At 70.6% G+C, this 12,145-nt stretch carries 10 protein-coding genes; 3 read left to right on the top strand and 7 right to left on the bottom strand.

The window, feature by feature from the left end; all coding sequences use genetic code 11:
* The first annotated feature begins 8 nt into the window (after window positions 1-8).
* Window positions 9-1,241, top strand: a complete 1,233-nt coding sequence (locus tag ACZ4UV_RS18810) for an NAD(P)-dependent malic enzyme (RefSeq protein ID WP_351500706.1) — start codon at window positions 9-11, stop codon at window positions 1,239-1,241.
* Window positions 1,242-1,532: 291 nt separating this feature from the next.
* On the top strand, window positions 1,533-2,498 hold the full coding sequence (locus ACZ4UV_RS18815; RefSeq protein ID WP_467839044.1) for a zinc-binding dehydrogenase: 966 nt from the start codon (window positions 1,533-1,535) through the stop codon (window positions 2,496-2,498).
* Window positions 2,499-2,520: 22 nt separating this feature from the next.
* Here ACZ4UV_RS18815 and ACZ4UV_RS18820 read toward each other — a convergent pair whose 3' ends face one another.
* Together ACZ4UV_RS18820 and ACZ4UV_RS18825 are read right to left on the bottom strand one after the other, a co-directional pair.
* Window positions 2,521-3,600 carry a helix-turn-helix transcriptional regulator gene (locus ACZ4UV_RS18820; RefSeq protein WP_390048874.1) on the bottom strand — a complete coding sequence of 360 codons (1,080 nt, stop codon included), beginning with the start codon at window positions 3,598-3,600 and terminating at the stop codon, window positions 2,521-2,523.
* Between the two features lies 1 nt (window position 3,601).
* Entirely contained in the window at window positions 3,602-4,516 is a 915-nt protein-coding gene (locus ACZ4UV_RS18825) for a DUF4097 family beta strand repeat-containing protein (RefSeq protein WP_390048875.1), read from the bottom strand.
* Between the two features lie 215 nt (window positions 4,517-4,731).
* Here ACZ4UV_RS18825 and ACZ4UV_RS18830 point away from each other — a divergent pair, with 215 nt between their 5' ends.
* Complete coding sequence (locus tag ACZ4UV_RS18830; protein ID WP_467839048.1) at window positions 4,732-4,956, top strand: hypothetical protein; 225 nt, start codon at window positions 4,732-4,734, stop codon at window positions 4,954-4,956.
* A 23-nt stretch (window positions 4,957-4,979) separates the two neighbouring features.
* Here the strand turns inward: ACZ4UV_RS18830 and ACZ4UV_RS18835 are convergent, their stop codons facing one another.
* The 5 genes from ACZ4UV_RS18835 to ACZ4UV_RS18855 all read right to left on the bottom strand — a co-directional run bounded on the left by ACZ4UV_RS18835 (window position 4,980) and on the right by ACZ4UV_RS18855 (window position 12,121).
* Window positions 4,980-5,159, bottom strand: coding sequence for a DUF6104 family protein (locus ACZ4UV_RS18835; RefSeq protein WP_023586593.1), 180 nt, complete (start codon window positions 5,157-5,159; stop codon window positions 4,980-4,982).
* Window positions 5,160-5,320: 161 nt separating this feature from the next.
* The gene (locus ACZ4UV_RS18840) at window positions 5,321-9,148 is read right to left on the bottom strand and encodes a multifunctional oxoglutarate decarboxylase/oxoglutarate dehydrogenase thiamine pyrophosphate-binding subunit/dihydrolipoyllysine-residue succinyltransferase subunit (RefSeq protein WP_451021108.1); all 3,828 of its coding nucleotides are present in this window, start codon (window positions 9,146-9,148) and stop codon (window positions 5,321-5,323) included.
* A 326-nt stretch (window positions 9,149-9,474) separates the two neighbouring features.
* Complete coding sequence (locus tag ACZ4UV_RS18845) at window positions 9,475-10,584, bottom strand: HAMP domain-containing sensor histidine kinase (RefSeq protein WP_351502810.1); 1,110 nt, start codon at window positions 10,582-10,584, stop codon at window positions 9,475-9,477.
* Window positions 10,581-11,321 carry a response regulator transcription factor gene (locus ACZ4UV_RS18850; RefSeq protein WP_351502809.1) on the bottom strand — a complete coding sequence of 247 codons (741 nt, stop codon included), beginning with the start codon at window positions 11,319-11,321 and terminating at the stop codon, window positions 10,581-10,583. The genes ACZ4UV_RS18845 and ACZ4UV_RS18850 overlap by 4 nt, the downstream gene beginning before the upstream one ends.
* 110 nt (window positions 11,322-11,431) lie before the next feature.
* Complete coding sequence (locus tag ACZ4UV_RS18855) at window positions 11,432-12,121, bottom strand: spermine/spermidine synthase domain-containing protein (protein ID WP_451021107.1); 690 nt, start codon at window positions 12,119-12,121, stop codon at window positions 11,432-11,434.
* Window positions 12,122-12,145 lie beyond the last annotated feature (24 nt).

A 12,145-nucleotide genomic window follows, 5' to 3' on the forward strand; every position in this document is an offset into this window, starting at 1 on the left:
TAAGACAAGTGGCAGCGGAGATCGTCAATCCTCGCAGCGACAGCGCGTCGGGCAGTACGGACCAGGACGGCGGGGCCGAGCCCCTCGATTCCTTCGATCCGGCGTTCGCGCTGCACCGCGGCGGCAAGATGGCCGTGCAGGCCACCGTGCCGCTCCGTGACAAGGACGACCTTTCCCTCGCGTACACGCCCGGAGTCGCGCGCGTGTGCACCGCGATCGCGGAACAGCCCGAGCTGGTCAACGACTACACGTGGAAGTCGTCCGTCGTGGCCGTCGTCACCGACGGTACGGCCGTGCTCGGCCTCGGGGACATCGGTCCCGAGGCCTCCCTCCCCGTGATGGAGGGCAAGGCGATCCTCTTCAAGCAGTTCGGCGGTGTGGACGCGGTCCCCATCGCCCTGGCCTGCACCGACGTCGACGAGATCGTGGAGACCGTCGTCCGGCTCGCGCCGTCCTTCGGCGGGATCAACCTGGAGGACATCTCGGCACCGCGGTGCTTCGAGATCGAGCGCAAGCTCCAGGAGCGGGTCGACATCCCGGTCTTCCACGACGACCAGCACGGTACGGCCGTCGTCACGCTGGCGGCCCTGCGGAACGCCGCGCGGCTCAGCGGACGGGAGATCGGGCAGCTCCGGGCGGTCATCTCGGGCGCCGGCGCGGCCGGGGTCGCCATCGCCAAGATGCTGGTCGAGGCCGGCATCGGGGACGTCGCCCTCGCCGACCGCAAGGGCATCATCTCGGCCGACCGCGAGGACCTCACCGAGGTCAAGCGGCAGGTCGCCGGGTTCACCAACAAGGCCGGGCTCAAGGGCACCCTGGAGGACGCGCTGGCCGGCGCCGACGTCTTCATCGGCGTCTCCGGCGGTACGGTCCCGGAGGAGGCCGTCGCCTCGATGGCCGAGGGTGCGTTCGTGTTCGCCATGGCCAACCCGAACCCCGAGGTGCACCCCGACGTCGCCCACAAGTACGCGGCGGTCGTGGCGACCGGGCGGTCGGACTTCCCGAACCAGATCAACAACGTGCTGGCGTTCCCCGGCATCTTCGCGGGCGCGCTCCAGGTGCGGGCCTCCCGGATCACCGAGGGGATGAAGATCGCGGCGGCGGAGGCACTGGCGGCGGTCGTCGGCGACGATCTTGCCGCCGACTACGTCATCCCGTCTCCCTTCGACGAGCGGGTTGCGCCTGCGGTGACCGCGGCGGTGGCCGCGGCGGCGCGGGCGGAGGGGGTTGCCCGCCGCTGACGTTGCGCTGAATGGCCTCGCTCTTCTTGGGCGGGGCCATTTCTTTGCCCACCCGCCGACCCGATCGGGTGCTTACGAGGTGACCGTTGTGCTGGGGGCTGCCGCCCCCAGGCCCCCGCATGGGGGCTGTCGGGGCCGTCGTCGGGTGCTGGTGGGTGGGTGCTGGGCGCGCAGCTCCTCCCCCAGCCCTCGGCTGGGGGTACCCCCAGCGCCTCTTACGGGGCGCAAGAGGGGATGTGTCACAACGGCCCCCGGTTTCGCGACCGGCGCCGGGAACCTATCGTCGGCCTTATGTTCGCCGTCTACGCCGCCCGAATCGACCGCGACCAGCCGCTCTCCGGCCTTGAGTTGGGGGAGCGCCCCGCCCCTGTGGCCCGGCCCGGCTGGAGTACCGTCGACGTTCGGGCCGCCTCCCTCAACCACCACGATCTCTGGTCCCTGCGCGGCGTCGGTCTTCCCGAGGGCCGGCTGCCGATGATCCTCGGCTGTGACGCCGCCGGCGTCGACGAGGACGGCAACGAGGTCGTCCTGCACTCCGTGATCGGGCAGAGCGGCCACGGGGTCGGGCCGGACGAGCCCCGCTCCATCCTCACCGAGCGTTACCAGGGCACCTTCGCCGAGCAGGTCGCCGTGCCCACCTGGAACATCCTGCCGAAGCCCAGGGAACTGTCGTTCGCCGAGGCCGCCTGCCTGCCGACCGCCTGGCTGACGGCCTATCGGATGCTCTTCACGAACGCGGGCGTGCGGCCCGGGGACTCGGTCCTCGTGCAGGGCGCGGGCGGCGGTGTCGCCACGGCCGCGATCGTGCTCGGCAAGGCCGCGGGGCTGCGGGTCTTCGCCACCAGCCGCGACGAGGCCAAGCGGAAGCGGGCCCTGGAACTCGGTGCCGTCGAGGCGGTGGAGGCGGGGGCCCGGCTGCCACAGCGCGTGGACGCCGTCATCGAGACCGTCGGCGCCGCCACCTGGTCCCACTCGGTGAAGTCGCTGCGGCCCGGCGGCACCGTCGTCATCTCCGGCGCCACCAGCGGCGACCGCCCCTCGCACGCCGAGCTGACCCGGATCTTCTTCCTGGAGCTGAAGGTCGTGGGCTCGACCATGGGCACCAAGGACGAGCTGGAGGACCTGCTCGCCTTCTGCGCCGCCACCGGGGTACGTCCCGTCATCGACGAGCTGCTCCCGCTCGACCGCGCCCGTGAGGGCTTCGAACGGCTGGAGTCCGGTGACCAGTTCGGGAAGATCGTGCTGACCAACTCCTGACCGGGGGAGGGGCGTCCGGGCCTCAGGGTTTCGGGGTGTCCAGCAGCGCTCCTATGCGGGCCGCCGCCGCAGAGAGGTGGCGGCGGGCCTCGCGGAGCTGGTCGGGGGTGACCCCGTGGTCACGGGCCGCGTCGCGGATGTCGTCCCGGAAACGGTCCAGAAGCCGGTCGAGGTCGCGGGCCGCGTCGCCGGTGTCGGTCTCGTCGCCGTGCGCCCACGCGGGGACGTACTGCGCCGGGAAGTCCTCCGGGGTCTGCGAGTACTCCGGGGCCGCCGCGGACGACGGTGCCGGTGCCGGCTTGCGCAGGTTCGGTCCGGTGCCGGGATCCGGCTCGGTGCGGGTGCCGAAGCCCTTGCCGAAGTTCTTGCCGTAGTCCTTTCCGAAGTCGCCGAACTCCTTGGCGAGTTCGGTGAGGCCCTCGCGGACCCCCGTCGGCCAGTCGCCGCGCGCGAAGTGGTCCTGGACGTGCTCCTGCACCCGGCGGGCGATGCGCTGCATCTCCTCCTGGGCCTGGGCCCGCGCCTGGGCCTGGGCCTCCTGGGCCTGCCGGCGGGCCCGCTGGGCCTCGTCACGGGCGCGGCGGCTCTCGTCCTTGGCGCGGCGGGCCTGCTCCTTCCACTCCTGCTTGACCCGGCGCATCTCCTCCTTGGCGGCCCGCCACGACTCCTTGTCGCCGAGGTCGCCGTACTCCCCGGCCCCCGGGCCCGCGCCGTGCCGGGCCTCGGAGGCGGCCTCGCGCACCTCGCGGCGCAGGTCACCGGCCGCGCCGCGCACGTCGGCCCTTATCTCGGCGGCCAGTTCGGCCACCGACTCGCGGATCTCCAGCTCCAGGTCGGCCAACTCGCCACTGCGGTCGGCCAGTTCGGCGCGGCCGGCGTCCGTGATGGCGTAGACCTTGCGGCCGCCCTCGGTGGTGTGCGTGACCAGGCCCTCGGCCTCCAGCTTGGCGAGGCGGGGGTAGACGGTGCCCGCAGAGGGGGCGTAGAGGCCCTGGAAGCGCTCTTCCAGCAGCCTGATCACCTCGTAGCCGTGGCGCGGGGCCTCGTCCAGGAGCTTGAGGAGGTAGAGGCGGAGACGGCCGTGGGCGAAGACGGGAGGCATGTCAGAGCACCTTCTTGTCGGTCGTGCCGTCGGCCGGGGCGTCGGTCGGTTCTGCCGGACCCGCGGGTGGCTCGGCCTCCCAGGCCGCCCGCTCGTCGTCGTCCTCCTTGGGCGGGCGGCGCAGCAGGGCGATGGAGCCGGAGACCGTGGTGGCGCGGAGCTTGCCGGTGCCCGCGCCGAGGCGGCCGGTGATCTTGTGGGCGCCCCACTGGCCGTGCACCCGCAGTCCGTCGAAGGCGTTGGAGATCGTGCCGCTCGCGGTGTTGGCCTCGACCTCGGCGTCGGCCGGATGCGGCAGCCGGATGGCGATCTCGCCGGAGACGCTGGTCAGCCGGACGTCGGTCGGACCGTCCGGGTCCAGGTCGATGATCATGGAGCCGCTGACCGAGTCGGCGCGCACGGCGGAGCCCGATCCCTCGACGACGGTCAGGTCGCCGGAGACGGAGTTGAACCGCAGGTCGCCGGTGACGGCCTGGGCCTCCAGGTTCCCCGAGACCGTGTCCGCGCGGACCTCGCCGGAGAGGCCGACCAGGGTGGTGTCGCCGGTGACGCCCTTGACCACCGAGGTGCCGGTGATCCCGGAGACGACGGCCGTCGCGCCGACCACGCCCACCTCCACGCGGGTGTTTGCCGGGACGGCCAGGGAGACCACCGCGCTGCGCCGCCAGCCCTTGCGGTCGAGCCACTTGAGGAAGCCCTTCCAGGGGAGGTCCTCGTAGGCCACCGTGAGGGTGCCGCCCTCGTGCGTGACGATCAGGGGCGGGCCCTCGATCCGGGAGACCTCCAGGCGGGTGGAACCCTCGTCGGTGCCCACGACGTTGACTGTTCCGTTGACGATGCGGACGTGCAGGTCGCTGACGGGGGTGTCGAAGTCGAGCTTCTCGGGCTCGGCGACGGACCACTCGGACTTGGGCATGGTGCGGACCTCCTCGGGCCGGACACGACGGCTGGACGCGAACGCGATCGCACGGCTCGCGCCATATCGCGTCTTCCATGAAACACGATATATCGCGGGCGTCGGAAGTCAAGGCACCCGTGAGTGTGGTCGGTTGGGTGCGGTGTTGACCCTCGATGGGGGCAAAACTGGTCATACATCGGGCGGTAAGCGGACGAATTGCTTACCGTGTGTCCATGTCGACGGATGAATCCAGAGCCGTCTCCCGGCCGTCCGGGTCACAGAGCGCGGAAGGCGTGCCGAGGGCCCACCGGCTGGCCCTGGCCGAGGTGGCGGTGGGCCTGCCGGCCGCCGCGTGGGGGATGCGGCGGCGCAGCGTGGGGTGGGCCGCCGTAGGGGCGGTGCTGACGGCGCACGGGGCGCTGGAACTGTCGTACGAGACGGTGTTTCCGCGGGACTGAAGTCCCCGTGACGGGGCGCTCGCCTACTCCTCGTCCTCGTCGTCCAGCCGGGCCAGCCACGTCGCCAGGCGCTCCACCGGGACCTCGAAGTCGGGGTTCAGGTCGACGAACGTGCGGAGCTGTTCCGCGAGCCACTCGAAGGTGACCTCTTCCTCGCCGCGCCGCTTCTCCAGTTCCTCGATGCCTCGGTCGGTGAAGTACATGGGGTGCTCTCCTGCTGCCTGCATGCGTGGGTGCCCGGTGGTGGGCGTCTACCAGCCTAGGCGGACGGCAGAGGTGGCCGGCCCGGCCCCGCGGAGCGAACGCCGAAGGGTCCGGCCCCCGCAACCGGGAACCGGACCCTTGCGCACGGTGCTCCGCAGGCCTACGCCTCGAAGACCTCACGCACCAGCTGCTCCTGCTCGGCCTGGTGGCGCTTGGCCGAACCCACCGCCGGGGACGAGGAGTGCGGGCGCGAGATGCGGCGCAGGCGCTCGCCGGCCGGGACGTCGGCGCCGACCGCCAGGTCCAGGTGGTCGATCAGGTTGAGCGCGATGAACGGCCAGGCACCCTGGTTCGCCGGCTCCTCCTGGGTCCACAGGTACTTCTCGGCGTTCGGGTACTTGTTGACCTCGGCCTGGAGCTCCGCACCCGGCAGCGGGTACAGGCGCTCGAGGCGGATGATCGCGGTGTCCGTGACGCCGCGCTTCTGCCGCTCGGCCTCCAGGTCGTAGTAGACCTTGCCGGTGCAGAACACGACCTTGCGGACCGCGTTCGGGTCCACCGAGTCGTCGCCGATGACCGGGCGGAACTGCCCGCTCGTGAACTCCTCCGCCTTCGAGGCCGCCGCCTTGAGGCGCAGCATCGACTTCGGGGTGAAGACGACCAGCGGCTTGTGGTGCGGGTTGTGCACCTGCCACCGCAGGAGGTGGAAGTAGTTCGACGGGAGGGTCGGCATCGCGACCGTCATGTTGTTCTGGGCGCAGAGCTGCAGGAAGCGCTCGATACGGGCCGAGGAGTGGTCCGGGCCCTGGCCCTCGTAGCCGTGCGGGAGGAGGAGGGTGACGCCACTGGTCTGGCCCCACTTCTGCTCCGCCGCCGAGATGTACTCGTCGATGACCGACTGGGCGCCGTTGGTGAAGTCACCGAACTGCGCCTCCCACATCACCAGCGCGTCCGGACGGGCCAGCGAGTAGCCGTACTCGAAGCCCATCACCGCGTATTCGGAGAGCAGCGAGTTGTAGACGTTGTAGCGGGCCTGGTCCTCGGACAGGTAGAGGAGCGGGGTGTAGTCCGCGCCCGTCTCCCGGTCGATCAGGACCGCGTGGCGCTGGCCGAAGGTGCCGCGCTGGGAGTCCTGGCCGGACAGGCGCACCGGGGTGCCCTCCATCAGCAGCGAGCCGATGGCCAGGGTCTCGCCCATGCCCCAGTCGATCGTGCCGTCCTCGATCATCGCCGCCCGGCGCTGCAGCTGCGGCAGCAGACGCGGGTGGACGGTGAAGTAGTCCGGGATGTTGACCTGGGACTCGGCGATGCGCTTGACGGCCTCCGTGGAGATCGCGGTCGGCACGGCGACCGGGAAGCCGTCCTGCGGCTCCTGGGCGGGTGCGGCGGCCGGCTGCGCGGTGGCCTCGCGGACCTCCGTGAAGACCTTCTCCAGCTGGCCCTGGTAGTCCTGCAGGGCCTGCTCGGCCTCTTCCAGGGTGATGTCGCCGCGACCGATCAGGGACTCGGTGTAGAGCTTGCGCACCGAGCGCTTCTTGTCGATCAGGTCGTACATCAGCGGCTGGGTGAAGGCCGGGTTGTCCGACTCGTTGTGACCGCGGCGGCGGTAGCAGATGAGGTCGATCACCACGTCCTTGTTGAACGCCTGGCGGAACTCGAAGGCCAGGCGCGCGACGCGCACGACCGCCTCCGGGTCGTCGCCGTTCACGTGGAAGATCGGGGCCTCGATCATGCGGGCCACGTCCGTCGCGTACATCGAGGAACGCGAGGACTCCGGGGCCGCGGTGAAGCCGACCTGGTTGTTGATGACGATGTGGACCGTGCCGCCGGTGCGGTAGCCGCGCAGCTGCGACATGTTCAGGGTCTCGGCCACCACGCCCTGGCCCGCGAAGGCCGCGTCGCCGTGCAGCGCGACCGGCAGGACCGTGAAGTCCGTGCCGCCCTTGTTGATGATGTCCTGCTTGGCGCGGGCGATGCCCTCGATGACCGGGTCGACCGTCTCCAGGTGGGACGGGTTGGCGGCCAGCGAGACCTTGATCTGCTCGCCGTCCAGGCCGGTGAAGGTGCCCTCGGCGCCCAGGTGGTACTTCACGTCGCCGGAGCCGTGCATCGACTTCGGGTCGAGGTTGCCCTCGAACTCGCGGAAGATCTGCGCGTACGACTTGCCGACGATGTTGGCGAGGACGTTCAGGCGGCCGCGGTGGGCCATGCCGATGACGACCTCGTCCAGGCGGGACTCGGCGGCCGAGTCCAGGACCGCGTCGAGCAGCGGGATGACGGACTCGCCGCCCTCCAGGGAGAAGCGCTTCTGGCCGACGTACTTGGTCTGCAGGAAGGTCTCGAAGGCCTCCGCCGCGTTCAGGCGGCGCAGGATCCGCAGCTGCTCCTCGCGCTCCATCTTGGAGTGCGGGCGCTCCACGCGGTCCTGGATCCACTTGCGCTGCTTCGGGTCCTGGATGTGCATGAACTCGATGCCGGTGGTGCGGCAGTACGAGTCGCGCAGCACGCCGAGGATGTCGCGCAGCTTCATCATCGACTTGCCGGCGAAGCCGCCGACGGCGAAGTCGCGCTCCAGGTCCCACAGGGTGAGGCCGTGCTCGGTGATGTCCAGGTCGGGGTGCTTGCGCTGCTTGTACTCCAGCGGGTCGGTGTCGGCCATGACGTGGCCGCGGACCCGGTAGGAGTGGATCAGCTCGAAGACGCGGGCGGCCTTGGTGACGTCGTCGTCGTGGCTGGCGTCGATGTCCCGGAGCCAGCGGACCGGCTCGTAGGGGATGCGCAGGGCCTCGAAGATGTCGTCGTAGAAGCCGTTCTCGCCGAGGAGGAGGTTCGCGACGGAGCGCAGGAACTCGCCGGAGGCGGCGCCCTGGATGACCCGGTGGTCGTAGGTCGACGTGAGCGTCATGACCTTCGAGATGCCGAGCTTGTTCAGGGTGTCCTGGCTGGTGCCCTGGAACTCGGCCGGGTAGTCCATGGAGCCGACGCCCATGATGACCGACTGGCCGGGCATCAGGCGCGGGACCGAGTGGACGGTGCCGAGGCCGCCGGGGTTGGTCAGGGAGACCGTGACGCCGGTGAAGTCGTCCATCGTCAGCTTGTTGTCGCGGGCGCGACGGACGATGTCCTCGTAGGCCTGCCAGAACTCGAAGAAGTTCAGGGTCTCGGCCTTCTTGATGGCCGCGACGACGAGCTGGCGGTCGCCGTTGGGCTTCACCAGGTCGATGGCCAGGCCGAGGTTGACGTGCGGCGGCTTGACCAGGGTCGGCTTGCCGTCCTTCTCGCCGAACGAGTGGTTCATCGACGGCATGGCCTTGATGGCCTGGACCATCGCGAAGCCGATCAGGTGCGTGAAGGAGATCTTCCCGCCCCGGGCGCGCTTCAGGTGGTTGTTGATGACGATCCGGTTGTCGAAGAGCAGCTTCACCGGGACCGCGCGGACCGAGGTGGCCGTCGGCAGCTCCAGCGAGGCGTTCATGTTCTTCGCGACGGCCGCGGCGGGACCACGCAGCGTGACCAGCTCGGGACCCTCCGGGGCCTCGGCGGCGGGCGCGGCGGCCTTGGTGGCGGCCGGCTTCGCGGCGGCCGGGGCCGGAGCGGCGGCGGCGGGCTTCGCGGGCGCCGGGGCGGGCGCTGCGGCCTTCGGAGCGACAGGCGCGGCCGGGGCGGCCTGTGCGGGCGCGGCGGGCGCCTGGGCGGCGGGCGCAGCCGGCGCCGGAGCCGCCGGCTGGGCCGGCGCGGGTGTCGTGGAGGTGGTGCCCGCGGCCCCCGCGGCCGCGGTACCCGCCGGAGCCGAGGCGGCGGGCGCCCCCGGCTTGTAGTCGGCGAAGAAGTCCCACCAGGCTCGGTCTACCGAATTCGGGTCCTGGAGGTACTGCTGATAGATCTCGTCGACGAGCCACTCGTTCGGTCCGAACGCGGCTGCGGGGTTCTTGCCCGCTTGGTCTGCGTCGGTCGAGATGCTCGAGTTACTGGGGGACTGTGGCGACACGGCGGCAACCGCCCTCTTCCGCTTCACAAGGTTATGGACAGCGGGAATAAAGGCTACGCCTCCAAGACCGCGAAGGTCAGGTCGGGCCGGTTCATCGTCGCGTAAGTCACATCGAAAACTGTGTTTCAGGGCTTGATATGGCGGGAAACAAGCGTGGTTGCGCTGCGAAAGGACTGAACCAGGCATGGCTCCGCCACGCCGGCGATCACCTCACACCGAACCCCCGCGCGACGTGCGCGGGGGCCGCACCTGATCACACGTGTCCGGCTGCGCGGACGGCCGTGCCGACGCCAGGTGGATCTTGAGGCTCCGGATCGAACTTTACGTCAACTTGGCACGGATGAAAGTCCTGGGAGAGTGACGATAATCCTGCAGCCCCGGTCGGATTCGGCCACACCGATCCGGCCGCCGTGCAGATCCACCGCCCACCGGGCGATCGCCAGGCCCAGCCCGGTGCCGCCGTCGCTGCCCGGACCGTGCGGCCGCCGTACGGCGCCGCGGTTGAAGCGCTCGAAGACGCGGTGCCACTCCGAGCGCGGAATGCCGGGACCCTCGTCCAGGATCTCCAGCTCCAGCGACTCCGGCTGCGGCCCGCGCCGCGCCTTCACGGTCACCCGGCCGTGCGCCGGGCTGTGCTTGACCGCGTTGTCGATGAGGTTCGCCACGACCTGGTGGATGCGCTCCGGGTCGGCGTGCGCGGTCAGCTCGGGCGGCGAGACGTCGAGGTGCAGATGGACGTCCGTACGCGTGTGGTTCCCGGAGCCCGAGGTCATGCCCCCGCGCGCCCCGGCGACCATGTTGGCCTCCTTCAGCACGCCCGAGAGGTACGGCCACACCTCGAACCGGCGCTGCCGCAGCGGCACCACGCCGTTGTCGAGCCGGGACAGGTCCAGGAGGGTCTCCACGAGCCGTCCGAGGCGCTCGGTCTGCTTGAGGGCCGTGCGCATCGTCTCGGTGTCCGGCTCGGCGATCCCGTCGACGACGTTCTCCAGGACGGCCCGCAGTCCCGCGATGGGCGTGCGCAGCTCGTGCGAGACGTTGGCGACCAGCTCCTTGCGCTGGCGGTCCTGGGCCTCCAGCTCGTCGGCCATGACGTTGATCGTCTCGGCCAGGTCGCCCAGCTCGTCCCGGCGGTTCTCGCGCACCCGGCGTGTGTAGTCGCCCTGCGATATCGACCGGGCCACCGCGTTCATGTCGTCCAGCGGCGCGGTGAGGGAATGCGCCACGAACTGCGTTATCAGAAGTGTGGCGATCATCGAGAAGACCGTGATGAAGCGCAGCTCGGTCTTGGTGTGCACGGCGACGATCGACAGACCGGTGGTGATCAGGACCGAGACGACGACCAGGGCGCCGAGCTTGGTCTTGATCGAGAACGGGCGTACACCGCCCCAGGGCTCCTCCCCGGGGCCTCTCGGTCCGGTCGGCCCGCCGCTCATGGCGTCGGTGTCTCCAGCGCGTAGCCCACACCGTGCACGGTGCGGATCCGCTCGGCGCCGATCTTCCGGCGCAGCGCCTTGATGTGGCTGTCGACCGTGCGGGTGCCGGAGGCGTCCGCCCAGTCCCACACCTCGGCGAGCAGCTGCTCACGGGAGAGCACCGCGCGCGGGGTGTTCGCCAGGCACACGAGGAGGTCGAACTCGGTGGGGGTGAGGTGAACGTCCTCGCTGCGCACCCGGACCCGGCGCTGCGCGTGGTCGATCTCCAGCTCGCCGAGGCGCAGGATGCCGGAGCGGGGCGTGGAGGCCGCGATGGCCGCCCGCTCCACCCGCCGCAGCAGCACGTGTACGCGAGCCGCCAGCTCCCGCATGGAGAACGGCTTGGTCATGTAGTCGTCGGCGCCGACCCCGAGGCCGACCAGCATGTCGGTCTCGTCGTCCCGCGCGGTGAGCATGAGCACCGGCACCGGGCGGGCGGCCTGCACGCGCCGGCAGACCTCCAGACCGTCGAAGCCGGGCAGCATGATGTCGAGGATCAGCAGGTCGGGCTGCCAGGCCTCGGCGGTGTCGACGGCCGCCGGGCCGTCGCCCGCTGTTTGCACGAGGAACCCCTCGGCGCGCAGGCGGACCGCGATGGCGTCGACGATCGTGGGGTCGTCCTCGACGACCAGAACCCGGCGCTGGGCGCCCTGGGTCGCCGTCGCCGCGCCGTTGTGGGAGGTGTGTGTCTGCTCCATCGCCCGCCCCTGTGTGCTTTCCGGAACCAGTGGGGTGATCCCATGACTGCGATTGACGCTTGAATGATCCGCGTCAGGGATGCACATTACGGGGACAGGAGGCGCACTCGCTATCCAGGGCGGACGGCAAGGTGAACGACGTCCGGAACGCCCCGGGCAACCGGGATCTCTTCGGTACGCACCCGCTGGAAACCGGCATTCCACAAGGTTCCCTCGAATTCCGAAGAGGGCTGCGCCGACCATACGGCCAGTACCCCGCCCGGCCTCAACACCCTTGCGCAGCTTGCGAGTCCGGCCGGTGAGTAGAGCCCCTCGTTGGCCTTGTCGACGGTCCAGTCGGGGCCGTTGTCGATGTCCAGGCACAGCGCGTCGAACGTGTCCGATGTCTCATTGACGTAAGTCACGAGATCGCTCTCGACGACCACCGTGCGCGGATCGGCGAACGCGCGGGCGGAGAGCGCGGAGAGCGGACCGTCCCGGTGCCAGTCGACGACCGCCGCCTCCCGCTCCACGACCGTGATCCGTCCCCAGCGGGGGTCCTGCGCGGCATGGGCGAGCGAGAACCCGACGCCCAGCCCGCCGATCAGCACCGCGGGCTCGCTCCGTCCGTCCAGCGCCTGGCGCGCGGCGTCGACCAGCAACCGCTCCGAGCGTCCGTCGGAGGTGTCCATCAGGAAGCAGCCGTTGGCGATGATCTGCAGGAGCCCGCCGTGTCTGCGCAGCACCACCTCGCCGTACGGCCCGTCGCGCCGGTCCAGGACCACAGGGCGGCTGTCGGGCATGGAGGCCGAGGTCGTCATGGCGGCCATCCTGCCCCAACAGGG

It is taken from the genome of Streptomyces sp. NPDC028289, from assembly GCF_055565975.1.

Bases quoted from the DNA above. Each gene is read 5' to 3' on its own strand.
- ACZ4UV_RS18845 (WP_351502810.1), bottom strand. From the start codon at position 10,584: ATGAGCGGCGGGCCGACCGGACCGAGAGGCCCCGGGGAGGAGCCCTGG.
- ACZ4UV_RS18850 (WP_351502809.1), bottom strand. From the start codon at position 11,321: ATGGAGCAGACACACACCTCCCACAACGGCGCGGCGACGGCGACCCAG.
- ACZ4UV_RS18825 (WP_390048875.1), bottom strand. From the start codon at position 4,516: ATGCCCAAGTCCGAGTGGTCCGTCGCCGAGCCCGAGAAGCTCGACTTC.
- ACZ4UV_RS18820 (WP_390048874.1), bottom strand. From the start codon at position 3,600: ATGCCTCCCGTCTTCGCCCACGGCCGTCTCCGCCTCTACCTCCTCAAG.
- ACZ4UV_RS18830 (WP_467839048.1), top strand. From the start codon at position 4,732: ATGTCGACGGATGAATCCAGAGCCGTCTCCCGGCCGTCCGGGTCACAG.
- ACZ4UV_RS18815 (WP_467839044.1), top strand. From the start codon at position 1,533: ATGTTCGCCGTCTACGCCGCCCGAATCGACCGCGACCAGCCGCTCTCC.
- ACZ4UV_RS18855 (WP_451021107.1), bottom strand. From the start codon at position 12,121: ATGACGACCTCGGCCTCCATGCCCGACAGCCGCCCTGTGGTCCTGGAC.
- ACZ4UV_RS18835 (WP_023586593.1), bottom strand. From the start codon at position 5,159: ATGTACTTCACCGACCGAGGCATCGAGGAACTGGAGAAGCGGCGCGGC.